Source organism: Dyadobacter psychrotolerans (assembly GCF_004349265.1).
Classification (GTDB): domain Bacteria; phylum Bacteroidota; class Bacteroidia; order Cytophagales; family Spirosomataceae; genus Dyadobacter; species Dyadobacter psychrotolerans.
In genome coordinates this window covers 95,165-112,839 of sequence record NZ_SMFL01000008.1, presented here as the reverse complement: position 1 = coordinate 112,839, position 17,675 = coordinate 95,165, and the positions used below count along the sequence as shown (strand labels likewise).

The following is a 17,675-nucleotide window of genomic DNA, read 5'->3' as shown; positions in this document are numbered from 1 at the left end:
CATGTATCTCAGATTTGCATAATAATATTGGGGACAAACTCTTTATTTTAGAATAACTTTCTGAATCGGCGAAATTATCCATACTTTTAGCTAATAATTAGAAGTAAACACCGTTCCATATAGGTTGAAGAAGAAAATCTTCTTGCGGGCTTCATACATTGCCTCCTCGTTATGCAATACCAAAAAATCAAATTCTCGAACCGGGAAAAATCAACTTTTTTCCCAGTCCTCCGACAGCGTGTAGATCAGTATTTTTCTGCTAACGATATATGTAAATCCGGCGGGTCAGGTATTTTATACAAGGCTATTTTCATGTTGAGCCTTTATCTCATTCCGTACTCTCTGATTATGTCCGGAGCATTTTCAAACCTGGCTATGTTTGCTCTGACTGTTGTTATGGGCCTTGGTGTTGCCGGCGTAGGCATGTCGGTGATGCACGATGCAATTCATGGTTCTTTGGCAACTTCAAAGATCCTCAATAAAATTCTGGGTGGCTCCATTTATCTTTTGGGTGGCAATGCCTATAACTGGGAAGTTCAGCACAACAGGCTCCACCATACTTACACGAACATACACGAGGTGGATGAAGATATCACCGGAAAGTTTCTTTTACGCCTGTCCTATCAGGAGAAGCAGAAATACATCCATCGTTTTCAGCACATCTACGCATTCTTTTTATACAGTCTGATGACGATTTCCTTTTTATGGAAAGATTTCAAGGAAATTTCTCTGTTTAATAAAATGTCCGAATCCGGAATGACCAAACCATTTCCGCGTAAAGAACTGATCAGGCTGGTGATAAGCAAACTGGCTTACGTTGTTTTCATTTGTGTTATCCCGTTATACTTTTTGCCAATAACTTTCGGACAATGGTTTTCAGGATTTTTAGCGATGCATTGCACGGCCGGAATCATATTAAGCACCGTATTTCAAATGGCACATGTGGTGGAAGGCGTTGAACAGCCCGAACCGGATACTTCGGGAAATATAGAAAATGCATGGGCTGTACATCAGCTCCAGACAACATCAAACTTTGCCGGTAAAAACCGCATTCTGTCCTGGTACATCGGCGGATTGGATTACCAGATCGAACATCATTTATTTCCATCGATATCGCACGTTCATTACCATGCGCTGTCTCCAATTGTGAAAGCAACTGCTGCTGAATTTGGCTATGATTACAATGCAAAGAAAGATTTTATCAATGCACTGGGTTCACATGTACGCATGCTGAGAAGTATGGGAACAGAGGTTCGGATCAACAAACCGGAATTACAGCCAGCCTGATTTGACAATAAGATTTTTAACGATACAAAAGCGCCTGAAACTTTCATTGTAGTTTCAGGCGCTTTGTTTTATAGCTGATTTACTGGATGATATCTGCCTTAATCAGCCGGACAAGTTACATCTAAATACATTTTCTAATTATTGACGGTGCAACAAACCAATTATGAAGTGGTGATTACCTCGTACTACACATGCGCCTCTTCTTCAAATTCGCTCTCCCGCTCGATTTTTTCAATCATTCTCATGTTATCAAAATTCTTTTCTCGTGACAGGAAAGTGTAGATCGCAGGTATTACATAAAGCGTCAAAACCAGCGAGAAAAGCAACCCGCCCATAATTACAATACCCATCGACATCCGGCTTCTGCCTGCCGAGCCTAATGCCATAGCAATGGGTAAAGCACCCAGGATTGTTGCTAAACTTGTCATTAAAATTGGCCTGAAACGTAAAGTCGCAGCTTCCTGTACAGCTTCTAGTTTGCCCATTCCCTTTTCGCGTAACTGGTTGGCAAATTCAACAATAAGAATCCCGTTTTTCGTCACTAACCCAATCAACATGATCATCCCGATCTGGCTGAATATGTTTAACGTCTGATCGAATAACCACAGCGAGAACACCGCACCGCCAATTGCAAGCGGAACTGTGAACATGATGATCAAAGGATCGATAAAACTTTCAAACTGGCCTGCAAGGATAAAATAAATAAGTATCAGGGCAAGAAAAAAGGAGAACATCGTGTTGGAAGAACTTTCAGCATAATCCCTTGATGAGCCGCTTAATGCCGTCTGGATCGATTCGTCTTTCAGGCTATCTCTAATCCTGTCCATGGCTGCAATTCCGTCACCGATCGTTTTTCCGGGAGCCAATGAAGCCTGCACCGTTGCACTCATGTAACGGTTAAAGTGAAAAAGCTGCGGAGGACTGCTTTCCTCTTCTGCCTTCACAATATTGTCAAGCTGCACCAGCGACCCGTTGCTGGTTCTGACAAACATGCTTTTTAAGTCCAGCGGCTCGTCGCGGTTTGTCCTGTCGTACTGTCCGATTACCTGATACTGGCGGCCATTCATTGTAAAATAACCAAAACGTTGTCCTGCAAAAGCCAGCTGCATTGTTTGCGCTACGTCCTCAACAGATACACCAAGAGATTTCGCTTTTTCCCTGTCAATCGAAATTTGCAACTCTGGCTTGCTGAATTTAAGGTTTACATCCGTAATCGAAAAGGTGGGATCATTGGAAGCTTCTTCCATAAACTTAGGAAGATAAGCACGAAGCTTCTCAAAATCAGGAGCCTGAATTACATACTGAATTGGTAATCCGCCGCGTGAATCGACCGCGATGGTTTGCTGTTGCACAACAAAAGACTTCGCATCCGGCAATTGCTTCAGTTTCTTGTTTATATAATCTGCAATTTCCTGTTGGGTTTCCTTTCTCTCTTTTTTATCAACGAGCGCAATACGCCCGCTTCCTGTATTAGCTGCCCCCAAACCTGAATTCGCAGAAGAAGTAATTAACATCAACCCCTTTTTACCCGGCATTGAATCCATGAGCATATCGCTGACACTTTTTACATAATTGTCGGTAAACTCATAGGATGAACCTTCCGGCGCAGTCATATTGATACGGAACCAGTTCCGGTCGTCCAGGGGTGCAAGTTCGGATTGCAGATCTTTACCAAAAAACCAGATCATACCCAACGTCAAACCTACCAATGGAATTGCCACCCACCTCATTTTCAGAAACTGGCCTAGTGCAGTACCGTAATCATTCGTTATTTTTTCAAAGAAGGGTTCTGTTTTTTCATAAAACCAGCTCTTTTTATCCGACTTACGAACCAGGTAAGCATTCAGCATCGGCGTCAGTGTGAGTGATACAAATGCTGAAATTAAAACCGCTGCTGAAATTACGATACCAAATTCCCTAAACAATTTCCCGACAAACCCCTGCATAAAAATTACAGGAAGGAAAACAGAAGCTAGTGTAATCGACGTGGAAAGAACCGCGAAAATAATCTCGTTGGCACCCTTGATAGCCGCTTCCACGGGTTTCATCCCCTGCTCTATCTTCTTAAAAATATTTTCCGTGACGACAATACCATCATCGACAACCAGCCCGGTTGCCAGTACAATCGCCAGCAGCGTAAGTACATTGATGGAAAATCCCATAATATACATAACGAAGAAAGTACCAATCAGCGAAACCGGTATATCAATCAAAGGCCGGAATGCAATCAGCCAGTCGCGGAAGAACAGGTAGATGATTAATACCACCAATATAATCGCAATCAGCAGTGTTTCACCCACTTCTTCAATAGACCGTTCTACAAAAATCGTATTGTCAATAAGGGTATCAAGCTTGTAGTCCTTCGGAAGCTCCTTTTTGATTTCATCCATTCGCTTGTGCACTTCTTCGGCTATTGATATGTAGTTGGCTCCGGGCATCGGGGAAATGGCCAGTCCAATCATCGGGATGTTATCCAGCCTCAACATCGTTTCCTCGTTTTCGGCACCAAGCTGGGCGAAACCAATGTCTTTCAGGTGGATGGTCTGTGTAGTCGAATTTTTAACAATCAGCTCATTAAAATCCTCTTCCGTACGGAAACGCCCTATCGTTTTTACTGTCAGTTCGGTATTATCCCCGGCAAGTTTTCCGCTGGGAAGTTCTACGTTTTCTTTATCCAGAGCCGATTTAACATCCTGGGTAGTAATGCCCAGCGAAGCCATTTTAACCGGATCCATCCAGATCCGCATCGAGTATTTTTTCTGACCGAAAATTCTGATCTCACTTACGCCTTCTATCGTCTGAAGTCGTTGTGCAATAACATTCTCAGCATAATCACTCACTTCAAGCTGTGAGCGTGTATCACTTTTAAAGGTAAGTACGATGATCGGTTCCGAATTTGCATCTGCCTTATTTACAGAAGGCGGACCGTCGATATCCAGCGGAAGCGTTTTTGAAGATGAACCGACTTTATCACGAACGTCGTTAGCAGCCCTTTCCATATCCACACCGATATCAAATTCGACCGTAATCTGGCTTACACCCTGGCTGCTGGTAGAACTGATTGATTTGATACCTTCAATACTATTCAGCTGTTTTTCCAGCGGTTCGGTAATCTGCGATTCAATGATGTCTGCGTTTGCTCCGGTATAGTTGGTCCTGATAGAAACAACGGGCGGATCAATAGACGGGAATTCTCTCATTCCCAGATAAGTATATCCCAGGCAGCCAAACAAAATGATGAGCAGGTTCATCACAATAGCCAGAACAGGACGTTTAATAGAGAGCGTTGAAATACTCATGTTTGCAGGAAATTAATGAGATGGTGGTTGAAAGAGCTTATTTCACTTTTACTGCAACATTGGCTTTCAGCGCAATGATACCCGATGTGATAAGTGAATCCCCCGGCTGAAGACCTTCTATAACCTGTATTCTTTTATCGGTACGAACTCCGGTTACGACCATCGCTTCCTGAGCTTTTCCATTTTTAACTACATAAACCTTTTTACCTTTTAAAACCGGCACGATCGCTTCTGTCGGAATCATCAATGCCGATTTGTTAGCTTCCAGATTTGCCATAATTTTTACAAACATACCCGGTACAAATCTTCCGGCCGGATTCGACGCTACCGCCCTTACACGAAGCGTACGAAGGTTTTCATCCACTTTCGGATCGATAGCAATTACCTTTGCATTGTATGTGGAAGGATCATTGTCCAGTTTAAAGCGAACTACATTCCCGTTTCTGATATCAGGAGAATATTTTTCAGGAACGGTAAAGTCAATTTTTACTGGATTACTTTGTACAAGTGTAACGATTGAAGTTCCGGGAGCTACATAAGCACCAACACTAATATTTTTCAAACCGATCCTTCCGCTAAACGGGGCACGTATTTCTGTCTTTTCCAGCTGCGATTCAACTACTTCTTTTTCCGCCTCCAGCACCCGGATGTTGTTATTGGTAACATCGTATTCTTCTAAATTAATTGCTTCTACGTTCAAAAGCTTTTTTTGGCGGGTTTCTATTTTTTGTGCCAGTTCCTGATTGTAACCAATTTTTTGAAGCTGCGCCTTTAACTCACGATCATTGATTTTCGCAATGAGCTGCCCTTTTTGTACAAATGATCCTTCACGGATATCAAGCTTTACAAGGCGGCCCGATATTTCTGCCATCAGATTTACTTCTTCGTTAGGAACAACAGTACCTGAGGCGAATATCTGATTATCAAGAGATTCTCTTTCTATCACATATACATTCACAGGAATCGCACTGCCAGACTTCCCACTTTTATTTCCCTCCCCAACCTTCCCACTTTCTTTGCCTTCCCCGGGTTTTGAAAAAATAAAAAGTTTCCCGATCACAAGGGCCACAATCACCACACCAATCAATAATATTGTACGCATAAACGTTGAAACTAATTTCTGTTCAATTTGTATAACTATAAATTACATTTCTGTAAAAGAGCTATTTAAAGATACTTCATATTGTACAAAGTGGCAACGGGTTACATTTTTACTTTTACAATTGATTAATTTCTGTATATTATTCCGTCGCAAACTAATTTCTGTTCACGATCAATAAAATTTGCCGGACTTTATGGAATATTAATTCCTTTTGCATCCAGTAAAAAATATCCGATTTACTACCTCCGCTTCACAAGCCATGAAAAAATCACTTTGCCGTTCCATACAAAGCATTTTTCTGATCATGCTTCTTTTTGCACTTGCGGCGACAGGGCAAAATACAGTCAAAACATACCATAACCATTGGAAAACTGTCGATGATTTTCAGAACAAAGGTCTGCCAAAATCCGCACTGGAAGAAGTCAGGAACATTTACCAGAAAGCCAAAAAAGAAAAGAATAACCCGCAGCTGATTAAAGCGGCAATTTACATGGCAGGCTTCCAGCCGGAAACCAATGAAACAGGTAACTCACCTTTCATTTTAGAAATGGAGAAAGAGGTAAATCTAAGCCAGGAACCTGTCAAGTCTGTTTTAACCAGTGTGCTTGCCGGCTTATATCTTAACCACTACAACCGTGTTCGCTGGAATCTCTATAACCGAACGCAAACAACCGATTTTAAAAACGATGATTTTGCAACCTGGGGAACCAAAGATTTTCATGAAAAAATCCGCGAGCTTTATCTGCTTTCTATAAAAAATGAAAAACAACTTCAGCTGCTAAAATTGGAGGAATATGGTGATATTCTTGTAAAAGGAAACACCCCTAAACTTCGCCCGACGCTGTATGACCTGCTCACACATGAGGCTTTAAAATACTTTTCTTCCGATGAAAGGGATATTCAGAAACCGGCATATTCGTTTGCAATCAGCAGTGCCTCTGCCTTTGAACCTGCGGCGGATTTTGTAAACAGAAAGTTTGAAAGTAAAGATTCGGCATCGCTGCAATTGCTTGCACTACGTCTTTATCAAAGTCTGATTGCCTTTCATCTCGCCGACAAAAACCCGGATGCCCTTATCGATGTGGATGTCCTAAGATTACAGTATGTCAGTCAAAAATCAGTTCATCCTGATAAAAACCAACTTTACCGTACAGCTCTCAACCATATCGTAAGCCAGTATCCGAATTTCCCGGCAGCTGCTCAGGCTTCTTACCTTATTGCATCCAGTCATTTTGACAAGGCGATGCAATCTCAGGCATTACAGGATACAACATCCCGTTTTGAAACAATTAAAGCAGCTTTGCTTTGCGAACAAATTACCAAAGCAAGTCCGGATTCCGAGGGTGGCATTAATGCATCCAACCTGTTAAGCCGTATCCGTGAAAAAACCCTTCAATTTTCAGCAGAAAGCGTAAATCTTCCGAACAACCCATTCCGCGTTTTTGTAACCTACAAGAACATATCAAAGCTTCATCTCAGACTCATTAAAGCGACCGAAACCATTAAGGCATATTTAAATGAAGGCGCACAGGAACAAAAATGGAACCTACTGACCTTGGCCCCGATCGTCCGCCGCTGGGAACAAACGCTGCCGGATCTCAAAGATTACCAGGCTCACAGTGTTGAAGTCAACGTCGATGCCTTACCCATTGGAGAATATGTATTACTTGCAGGAACCGATGCAAATTTTGATATCGGACAAAAAACGATGGGCGCCAGATTACTTTCCGTATCCGAAATCAGCTTTGTCCAACGCGGAGATTCTTATTTTGTATTAAACAGGAACACCGGGCAGCCGTTATCCGGAGCGGAAGCTACAATTTGGACCAGCCGATATGATGCCAAAACGGTTTCATACCAAAAACAAAAACGAGAAACCTACACTTCCAATGTCAATGGGTATTTTGTTAGAAAAAAAGAGTATTTAATAAACTTGCAAAGTAATGAGACGCTGGAAATAACGTATCAAAAGGACACGCTTATTACAGAACATCAGGTTTATACTTATTACAACAGCCAGGAAGCCGACGACAACCAACCGGTAGAAAAAGTTTTTCTTTTTACCGACCGGAGCCTCTATCGTCCGGGGCAGGTTATTCATTACAAAGGAATTGCCAGAAAAGGCAATGAAGTTTTAAAAGATCGAAATAAGGAAATTGTTGTAACGCTAAATTCTAATGGTAAGGAAATAGAAAAGACAATAAAAAAGGTAAATGAATACGGAAGCTTTTCGGGACAGTTTACCCTGCCGGCTGGACAGCTAAATGGCCTTTTCACAATTGAAGCTAATGAGGATGACCAGATTTCATTTCATGTAGAAGACTATAAAAGACCAAAATTTGAAGTTTCCTACGATACACTGAAAGGAACTTACAAAGTTAACGACACAATAAAAATCGCCGGAAATGCCGTTGCCTATGCAGGAAATGCTATCAGCGGAGCAAAGGTTTCCTACCGTGTTGTCAGAAATTCCCATTTCCCCTATTTACGGAGATTTTCCCGCGGATGGTTCCCGCCAACCTCATCGATGGAAATAACAAACGGAACTACGGTGACAGATAACGGCGGAAAATTTTCAATCAATTTCAAAGCGTTACCAGATTTATCAATCAGCCAAAAACTGGATCCGGTATTTAACTACACCATTTACGCAGACATCACCGACAGCAATGGCGAAACCAGAAGCGGCCAGACGACTGTATCTGTAAGCTACAAATCACTTTTATTAAAAAATTTAATTCCGGAAAAACTTGCTGCCGACAGCCTGAAAAATCTGGCGATCAGTACCGAAAATATGAACGGGATGTTTCTGCCGCGTGAAATTAAAGTGAAGGTGACTAAACTCCTGCCCGAAACCCGTTTGATCAGACCGAGGTATTGGGGACGTCCGGACGTATTCGTGATGTCAAAAGAAGAATATATAAAGAGCTTTCCAAACGATGAATATGACGGGGAAACAGAATTTAAAAACTGGCCTGAGGCAGATATTTTTCTTGAAAAAACGGCCCAACTTTCGGTAAAGCAAAAGTTTGATGTTTCCGAAAAAATGTTTCTGCCAGGATTTTACAAGATCGAAATAAGCACCGGCGATCCGTCCGGTGAAGATATAAGGGACATCAAATACATTGAACTTACGGATCCTAAAAGTGACAGGCCAAACCAGCCGCAATATTTATATACAGAAGAAAGCAAACCAATTGAGCCGGGAGAAAGGACAAGCATAAAAATAGGATCATCAGCTGATGATATTTTTCTGATCATTAATGTTTCAGGAAAAAATGTAGCAGGCAAATCTTACGACTTTTCTGTCCTCAATATTCAGTCGCGAACCTTTGTTTTCACAGCGACGGAGAAAGACCGTGGTGGATACGGAGTGAATTATGTATTTGTTAAAAACAACCGTGTGTTCCAGTTTCAGGAAACGATAAGGGTTCCGTGGACAAACAAAGACCTAAAAATTGAATATGCGTCGTTCCGCGACAAAACGCTTCCGGGCAGCCAGGAAAAATGGAAGGTTAAAATTTCAGGTTATAAAACAGATAAAGTAGCCGCCGAAATGCTGGGATCCATGTACGACATCTCACTGGATCAGTTTTATAAACATCAATGGCGGAAACCATTCGTATGGGCAAGTTATGCGGGTAGCAGCTGGACTGCCAATGATAATTTCAGCCAGGTTGCAGCACTGATCCGTTATGGTCAACCTGTAAGTTATAAATACTTTGAAAAACGATATGATCAGTTGCTGACATTCGATTTTAACAACCGGATTATGATCAGGGGAACCATGACGCCGCAAATGCGAAGTATGGCAGGAGCCGTTGCCGGCATTGGATTGAATGACCAAAAGGCTTTGGAGGAAGTTGTAGTAGTTGGATATGGAGTTCAAAAGAAACAGGATCTGACTGGAGCGGAAACACAGGAGAAAAAAGATGTCTCCAAGGAAGTAAGCATTCGGAAGAACTTCAACGAAACAGCCTTTTTCCTTCCCGACTTGCAAACCAACAAAAAGGGAGAAATTGAGTTTTCGTTTACCATGCCGGATGCATTGACAAGATGGAAATTTCAGGCACTGGCACATACAAAAGATCTTGCATTCGGATACAGCAGCAGGGAAATTGTCACCCAAAAAGATCTGATGGTTCAGCCGAATCCGCCGAGGTTTTTGCGCGAGGGTGACAAAATTAGTTTCAGTGCTAAGGTTGTTAATTTAACAGATAAAGTGCTTACAGGCACAGTCAATTTTCAGTTGTTCGATACTGAAACAAACAAAGCTGTTGACGACATATTCCAAAATCTCTATCCTGAACAAAACATCACTCTGAATGCCAGGGAAAGCAAGCCTATCCAATTTAGCTTGCAAGTTCCGCTTCATTTTACAAAAACATTAACCTGGCGCATCGTTGCCAAAGCAGGATCATTTTCGGACGGAGAAGAAAAAGTTTTACCTGTACTTAGCAACCGCATGCTGGTGACGGAAAGTATGCCGCTGCCTATGAGCGGAAAGGGGAGCAGGAATTTCAGGTTTGAAAAACTGATTAATTCAGGTAATTCCAAAAGTTTGGTTAATGAATCACTGACTGTCGAATATACCTCAAATCCTGCCTGGTACGCGGTGCAGGCATTGCCAACGCTGATGGAGTTTAAAAATGAGTGTGCAGAACAAACCTGGAATGGGTATTATGCCAATTCACTTGCGGCGCTTGTGGCAAACAGTTCGTCCAAAATCCGAAAGGTTTTTGATACATGGAAAACACTGGATACGACCGCTCTTCAAAGCAACCTGGAAAAGAATCAGGAATTAAAATCAGTTTTACTTGAAGAAATGCCCTGGCTTTTGACTGCGAAATCCGAAACGGAGCAAAAGCGTAATATCGGATTGCTTTTTGATATGGTGCGCATGAGCCGTGAGCTCAGTTCCGGTTTTGACAAACTTAAACAATCACAAAATCCGGACGGCGGGTTTGTCTGGTTTAAAGGCGGAACATCTGACCGCTATATGACCCAATATATCACGACGGGAATTGGTCATCTGAAAAAAATAAACGCGATTCAAAAAGATCAGGAAGAAAAAATAAACAGTTTACTATGGCAGGCAATAGGATTTCTTGATTTAAAAATGAAGGAAGAGTACAACCAACTGATCAGAAACAAAACAAACCTGAGTTTGCACCGGCCATCACCGCTGATCGTGCAGTATTTATATATGCGCAGCTTTTTCCCGGGCCATGCAGTTCCATCGGCTTTTCAAACTGCACATGATTATTTTCTAAAACAACTCAAAGAAGACTGGGTTTCACAAACCAAATTCATGCAGGGAATGATTGCACTCACCCTGCACCGTTCAAAAGACAAAAGTACCCCAAAAGCCATCCTGAAATCATTAAAGGAAACCGCTATTGTAAATGAAGAAACAGGCATGACCTGGGAAACTGCCAAAGGATGGTGGTGGTACCAGGCACCGATCGAACGTCAGGCATTGCTGATAGAAGCATTCGATGAAATAAGCAACGACACTAAAACGGTGGATGCCATGAGAACCTGGCTGTTAAAAAACAAACAAACCAACCACTGGGAAAGTAGTAAAGCTACCGCCGAAGCCTGTTACGCCATGCTGCTGAAAGGAACGGAATGGCTTTCCGGAGAAACCGATGTACAGATTAGCCTGGGAGACTTAACCATTAAATCCGGCCAAGAAAAACAGGAAGCCGGTACCGGTTATTTGAAAAAAACTTTTGAAGCTGCTGACATAAAATCTGCTATGGGTAACATTAAGGTGGATCTCATGAATAATTCCGTAAATAACCTGCCAAGCTGGGGTGCTGTTTACTGGCAGTATTTCGAAGATCTGGACAAAATCACTTTTGCTGAAACGCCGCTCAAAATAGCGAAGAAACTATTTATTGAGAAAAATTCGGATATCGGACCGGTATTGTCCCCAGTTAATGAAAGCACTGCGCTGCATGTTGGCGATAAAATTAAAGTTCGAATTGAGTTGCGTGTAGACCGCGATATGGAATATGTACACATGAAAGACATGCGCGCATCCGCAATTGAACCGGTGAATGTATTGAGCGGCTACAAATGGCAGGGAGGACTGGGTTATTATGAAAGCACAAAAGATGCAGGCACCAATTTCTTTTTTAACTACTTACAAAAAGGAACCTACGTCTTCGAATATTCGCTTTTCGTAACCCACGACGGCGATTTCAGTAACGGCATCACAACTGTGCAATGTATGTACGCGCCGGAGTTTACAGCGCATAGTGAGGGAGTGCGGATTCAGGTTAAGTGATGAAAGATAATCAGGATTGTTCAAGTTTCTTCGGATCTGATTACTTTAATGAATTCTGAAAATCAGCGTATTGCTCTGCGGTTAAATTCAATTTACCTCTGTATTCTGACGTTTTACGAATTGGCTTTTCGTGGTTGACAAGCTCATCTGCGGCATACAAAATCACTTCAATTTGCTACCCGATATAGGACTCCGGAATCTTTATAGAAATATTCGAATTCTCAGGCGTAACAATTGTTTTGATCATGGCAGCGCGATTTATCTTTAAACAATGCTCTCAAAATGGATTATTAGGTTTAAATATACAAAAATTTATTTAGTACTGATTCAGCCCAAAGCCGTCAATAACATCATGAATTAACCTACAATCTTTAATTTAGCCTTCGCTTTTACTCAAAACCTCCCAATCAAACATGAAATTTCTTCTGACTGCTGCTTTTACTCTTTGGACAAGTATCTCTTTTTCTCAAACAATAAGTTACAAAGACTGGAATAAACAAGCCAAAACGGATATGCGACTTTTACCCAAATATGGAAATCAACCAAAAAATGATAAGCAAAAGCTTGCGGATCAAGAATTAATAGATGAAAGTATTGCCCGGGAAGGCACCCGCCGCAAAGCATCAGAAGCGTTTGTTAGAAATGGATTTAACCTTTTTTACAAGGGCGATGTACAGACCGCCATGTCCCGATTCAATCAAGCATGGCTTCTTGATCCCGAAAATGAAAATGCATTCTGGGGTTTTGGCGCCATCTATTATTCATTTCAGGATATCCCCAATGCGTTAAAACAGTTTGATGAAGGACTAGTCTTAAATCCCCGCAGCTCAAATATTTTAACGGATAAAGGGACCATTTATATGAGTAAGTACCACAATGAGAAAGATACAACAGCACTTAACAATGCCATTGACTATTTTAATAATTCATATGAGGTTGATAGTTTAAATCAAAACACAGCTTACAAACTGTCCGTGGCTTACTTCACAAAAAAGGAGTGCGACAATGCATGGAAATTTTATGATGTTTGCAAAAAACTGGGAAGCAAGCACATTACCGAAGGATATACAAATGCACTCACACGGAATTGTAAAAGATAATGTTCGAATTCCTTTTCCAGTTCTATTCACTATTGTGATATCAATCCAAAAACCAAACTTTTAAATCTAAAAATCAATGAACCAGGAAGTTACAGATTATATTCAAAAGCTGCCGGAGTGGCAGTCTGCAATTTGTGAAAACCTTCGCAAAGCAGTTTACGATACGGTTCCTGAAATTGTGGAACGGGTGCAGTATGGCAAACCGCATTATCTCAAAAACGGTCATTACGCTGCGGTTATCTCTATTGCCAAGGACAAAGTTTCTTTTAGTATTTTCAATGCCGGTGAGCTCGAAGACATTAAAGGTTTTTTTGCTTCAACAACCAGTCCCGATCGTAAAACAGCTACGATTAAACAGGGACAGGAAGTGGATTATAATCTTTTGGCAAAGTTGCTCAGTCAGGCTTCGGGTAATTTGTGATAATCCTTTTCGGCATGCAACTTTATTACTTCGTTTCTCTTGCGAAGCAAAGCGGTCATGTAACTATTTAAAACAATGAAATCCACCAGTTTACCTAAAAGTCCAAAAGGTGAGCTGAATTCAAATTCATCAGTCATAAGTGTATGACCGCTCCTTTCCTCAAATGAATGTTTGTGTTTCATCTTTTGAAACGGCCCTTCAACCATTTCATCAGTAAAAGTATGTGGATAATAAAATTCAGTTATTTTACTAGTAAGCTTCATTGGTATGAAAAAGTGTCTTGCTTGCCAGGTAACCTGCTCATTTAATCCAATCAGGCCTTCTGTTACTCCTGATACCGCTTTTTCATCTGTTTTTTCCATTGAAGTCAAATGAAGATCAATGCTTCTTGACAGGTCAAAACAAAGATCAACCGAAGCATTAATTTCTGTATATAAAATAAAATTTCCCATAACTATCTTAAAGTTAATCCAGCGAGCGGCCACACAATTTCCTGCATAAACTTATAATGAAACAGCAGTGGAATCGGTGCAACAAGCCAGAAAAGTACCCAAAGTTTTGCAAAAATTTTGTTTTGCAGGAAAAGGATGTTTTTCCTAAACAGCACTTTTTCAATTAATACAACACAGCCGTGGATTATAAAATAAAGCATGGGTAAACCATAACCGTTTTTTACCGAAACACTGATGGCCAGCTCATGTAACAGTCCTGAGAAAAGAAACGCAATGATTAGCGCGGGCCCGCTGCCCAACTTATCTTTCAGTGGCCGGAAGATTGTGATGGAAGTCATCTCGCTGAATGCAACATTCCACCGCTTACTCCAGAATTCCGTAAGACTTGATGCTTTCAAAGGTGCATTAAACAAGAAATACGTATTTACACCAAAAAACCGCCAGATACCGGCACTGATATTCAACAGTCCAAAGTGCAGTATCAAACTAAACGCGACCAGCAGCATCAGGCTGGTTAAAACATAACTTACATCAGGATTTAACGGAAGCAGAACAACCCTATGCGCTCCAAAAACCAGTAACAGACCAATTCCGATTCTGCTTGTACCAAAAACAATCATTTGTCTACCACCCGGTAATGGACTGGCCCCCAAAGATTCAAATATGTCAGCCTTCATTCCTGCCCAGGTCAGGCAGAAAAACAACCATTGTTTAAAAGTCAGTTTATTGGTTTTATCCTGATAACCAACCGTTGCTGAAACAACCTTCATGCCGGTGAAAGCAGTTGTAATCAGCACAAACATTCTGAGAACAGATGGCTGATTTAGAAAAAGAATATGAACGATCAGCACAGACAGAACAAGGAGCAGCCAGCTTGGCCAGACCATGGATTTTCGCACAAAAACATACCCGGCCAGAATGGTAAAAATGTTGATCAGAACGAAATAAAAAAGCACCGTTTCCATGAGCGGATCAGATAAAATTCACATAAAATGACCAGCTGTAAACAGCACTTAGCGCTACAAAAAGCGTCACCAACAATACTTCGGCAATTCTGTTTAAAATACCGGAAGGAAAACTTTTTCTGTCAAAGTAGAGAAACTGAATGAGCACCCTTGAAATCCAGTAAACCGCAATGAAACCCGTCACCACCTTTGCGAGCAAAGACTTATCCGTCAATTCAGTAAAAGCAAAAACCGACAGCAATCCGAAACAGAGATTAATCACCAGAATGTAAGCTGCATAAGTCCAGAACATTTGCCTGATCAAAGTCTGTACATTTTTCAATTCACTTTCCCAGTTGAGTACCTTTGGAATGGCAAGACTGCCGATTACAAGAATAACCTGGGATATTCCTGCGACGAAAAGGAAGGTTTGGATATCAGGTTGCAGCGCTATCATATCTGAATACTTAAAATGTCCTTTATTGCATGCTCGGCTTTTGGAAAAAGAAATTTGTATCCATTTTCCATTAATCGTCCCGGCATGACCCACCTGCTTTTTAATATCAATTCTGTTTCAGTTCCGATAACCATTGCTCCGGTTTCCAATAACCATGCAGGTGACGATAATCCTATTTTAACTCCATAAGCATTACGTATGCAATTCATTAGGTCTGCATTTTTCAAAGGCTGGGGAGCAGTACAATTTATGACACCTGCCAACTCTTTATTATTCATCAGCCATTCCGTACATTTTGCAGCATCCTGTTCATGAATCCAGGAGACATACTGCTTACCATCTCCTTGCATTCCTCCTAATCCAAATCTTACCAGGTTCAATAATCTTGGAAACGCACCATCCGCTCTTCCAAACACAATGCCCATGCGTAAAGCGACTTTGCGTGTGTTTTTTGTTTCGACATCAAAAAATGCCTTTTCCCAAAGTTTGCAGACATCAACAGAAAACCCGTAGCCTAAATCTCCGTTCATTTCATCCTGAAAACGATCCTCTGCATGACGGTAAATAGTGGCAGAGGTTATATTAATCCAGAGTTTTGGAGGATTGGTCATTCTCTGAATCACCTTTCCCAGAAGTTCGGTGGGTACAGTCCTTGAATTAATAATTTCCGCTCGTGCAATTTTGGTGTAACGGCAGTTAACATTCTTCCCGCAGAGATTGATCAACATGTCAGCGTCAGAAATGTGTTGCACCCAATCACTTTCACTACTACCATCCCAAACAATTGTCTTAATATTTCCATCAACAGGCATTTTTCTTCTGCTCAGAATAATTATGTCATCAGCGAGATATCTGTAATATTCAGCCAAAACCCGGCCCAGATAGCCATTCCCCCCCGCAAGTACTATTTTTTTATATTTCATAACCATTAAATGAAGATGAATAACAGAATAACTAACCGATACAAAACCCAGCTTGCTGTTAAAGTCCAACCCAATCCCAAAAGTCTGCTTCTGCGAATATGTTCCAGAAACATCGCTCCTGCTACCGCCAAAAACCATGCAGCAAAAAAGACCGGACTAATTGTAAAAAATATGGAAATCAGTAAGACTGGAAGTAGAAGCAGAGCTCCTGCAAAAGATATAGTCATCATATTCCCCAGATAGCTCCATACTTTATTTTTGTCAACAAGATAAATGACCAGTCCCTGAAAAAACACCTGACCCCCACAGATCGCATACTCCCTGTAAGCATTACCCGCCGGCAGCACACCAACCAGTAAATTGGCATAGGCGGAAATAACACAACTAATCACAAACCAGGTCAAAACGATATAGGCTATACGATAGCTTAATTTAAAAGTTGGCTGCAACTGAAAACGATCTGTGGTGGTTTGTGGAGGAACGATCACCCGGCGGTTGTAGGAAATAAAAGCATACACTTTCGCCATCAGCCAGACAAACGGTTTAAACGTAAACAGCATTTTCAAACCCGGAAACGCGACTGCCATAACTTTAAAAAGACTTGGTATGCCATACGTAACCTCACCCGTTTCCTGATTTACCAGTGCAATCTCATTTACTGCCCGCTGCCTGTCCAGCATGGGACAGCTTTCCTCAGTGATGTCCTGGTAAGCTGCGCGCCCATCCTGATCCAGTATCCCGGCGTTTACGATCGCTTTTGTGTACATTTTGCACATAGGACATTCCGCATCAAAAAGTATCTGATGATTAACCAGCGTTTTCATATAGTATATATTGAACTTTCAGTAATTAATGAAACTACTAATCAAAAAAAATAGACTTTACTTGAATATTTTAAAAATAGAACCCCAAAACCAGCTTTCCTCAGCTTTCAGCATCGTATCAAGGGTTTTGTCAACGTTTTTAGCAAGTTTATTAATATCGGTAACCGATTTATAAAAAGTCGCAAATTCAGGATCTTTCGGATCTCCTTCCACCTTACTTATTTCTTCTAAAACCTTTAAAACCGGATCCAATTCCCTTTTTCTTCTTTCCTTCGCAACCTGCCTGGCAATGTTCCAGGTATCCTTATCAGCATAAAAGTATTCTTTCCGCTCCCCCGCCCTGTGTTGTTTTTCTATCAGGCCCCAACCGATCAGATCCCGCAGCGTCATATTCGCATTACCTCTTGAAATACTAAGCGTTTCCATAATTTCTTCGGTTGTAAGCGCATTTGGTGAAATTAAAAGCAACGCATGTATCTGAGCCATGGTGCGGTTGATCCCCCATTCAGATCCCAGTTTGCCCCAGGCTTCGATAAACTTATGTTTTGCCTCAGTTAATTCCATGTACAAA

The 17,675-nt window shown here is 41.3% G+C and carries 12 protein-coding genes; 4 read left to right on the top strand and 8 right to left on the bottom strand.

What is annotated here, in order from left to right:
- The first annotated feature begins 171 nt into the window (after positions 1-171).
- Positions 172-1,287 (top strand): fatty acid desaturase family protein, encoded by a 1,116-nt coding sequence (locus E0F88_RS20845; RefSeq protein WP_131960218.1) that lies wholly within the window; start codon positions 172-174, stop codon positions 1,285-1,287.
- Positions 1,288-1,472: 185 nt separating this feature from the next.
- On the opposite strand, the gene E0F88_RS20840 is transcribed toward E0F88_RS20845, so the two are convergent.
- The gene (locus E0F88_RS20840) at positions 1,473-4,586 is read right to left on the bottom strand and encodes an efflux RND transporter permease subunit (RefSeq protein WP_131960217.1); all 3,114 of its coding nucleotides are present in this window, start codon (positions 4,584-4,586) and stop codon (positions 1,473-1,475) included.
- A 37-nt stretch (positions 4,587-4,623) separates the two neighbouring features.
- The gene (locus E0F88_RS20835; protein WP_131960216.1) at positions 4,624-5,688 is read right to left on the bottom strand and encodes an efflux RND transporter periplasmic adaptor subunit; all 1,065 of its coding nucleotides are present in this window, start codon (positions 5,686-5,688) and stop codon (positions 4,624-4,626) included.
- Positions 5,689-5,947: 259 nt separating this feature from the next.
- On the opposite strand from E0F88_RS20835, the gene E0F88_RS20830 reads away from it, so the two are divergent.
- The 3 genes from E0F88_RS20830 (at position 5,948) to E0F88_RS20820 (ending at position 13,504) form a co-directional block, all read left to right on the top strand.
- Positions 5,948-11,983: an alpha-2-macroglobulin family protein gene (locus tag E0F88_RS20830; protein ID WP_131960215.1), complete on the top strand. Its 6,036-nt coding sequence runs from the start codon at positions 5,948-5,950 to the stop codon at positions 11,981-11,983.
- 413 nt (positions 11,984-12,396) lie between these two features.
- The gene (locus E0F88_RS20825; RefSeq protein ID WP_131960214.1) at positions 12,397-13,083 is read left to right on the top strand and encodes a tetratricopeptide repeat protein; all 687 of its coding nucleotides are present in this window, start codon (positions 12,397-12,399) and stop codon (positions 13,081-13,083) included.
- A gap of 76 nt (positions 13,084-13,159) precedes the next feature.
- Positions 13,160-13,504 carry a DUF1801 domain-containing protein gene (locus E0F88_RS20820; RefSeq protein ID WP_131960213.1) on the top strand — a complete coding sequence of 115 codons (345 nt, stop codon included), beginning with the start codon at positions 13,160-13,162 and terminating at the stop codon, positions 13,502-13,504.
- Here the strand turns inward: E0F88_RS20820 and E0F88_RS20815 are convergent.
- From E0F88_RS20815 to E0F88_RS20790, 6 genes are read right to left on the bottom strand one after another with little or no spacing between them, the layout of a single operon-like run.
- A complete protein-coding gene (locus tag E0F88_RS20815; RefSeq protein ID WP_131960212.1) occupies positions 13,483-13,956 on the bottom strand; it encodes an SRPBCC family protein in 474 nt (157 codons plus the stop codon). The genes E0F88_RS20820 and E0F88_RS20815 overlap by 22 nt on opposite strands.
- A gap of 2 nt (positions 13,957-13,958) precedes the next feature.
- Positions 13,959-14,921 carry a wax synthase family protein gene (locus E0F88_RS20810; protein ID WP_131960211.1) on the bottom strand — a complete coding sequence of 321 codons (963 nt, stop codon included), beginning with the start codon at positions 14,919-14,921 and terminating at the stop codon, positions 13,959-13,961.
- 7 nt (positions 14,922-14,928) lie between these two features.
- A complete protein-coding gene (locus tag E0F88_RS20805) occupies positions 14,929-15,357 on the bottom strand; it encodes a hypothetical protein (RefSeq protein ID WP_131960210.1) in 429 nt (142 codons plus the stop codon).
- Entirely contained in the window at positions 15,354-16,280 is a 927-nt protein-coding gene (locus E0F88_RS20800; protein ID WP_131960209.1) for a TIGR01777 family oxidoreductase, read from the bottom strand. The genes E0F88_RS20805 and E0F88_RS20800 overlap by 4 nt, the downstream gene beginning before the upstream one ends.
- 5 nt (positions 16,281-16,285) lie before the next feature.
- Positions 16,286-17,104, bottom strand: a complete 819-nt coding sequence (locus E0F88_RS20795; protein ID WP_131960208.1) for a DCC1-like thiol-disulfide oxidoreductase family protein — start codon at positions 17,102-17,104, stop codon at positions 16,286-16,288.
- A 57-nt stretch (positions 17,105-17,161) separates the two neighbouring features.
- Positions 17,162-17,668 carry a GbsR/MarR family transcriptional regulator gene (locus E0F88_RS20790; protein ID WP_131960207.1) on the bottom strand — a complete coding sequence of 169 codons (507 nt, stop codon included), beginning with the start codon at positions 17,666-17,668 and terminating at the stop codon, positions 17,162-17,164.
- Positions 17,669-17,675 lie beyond the last annotated feature (7 nt).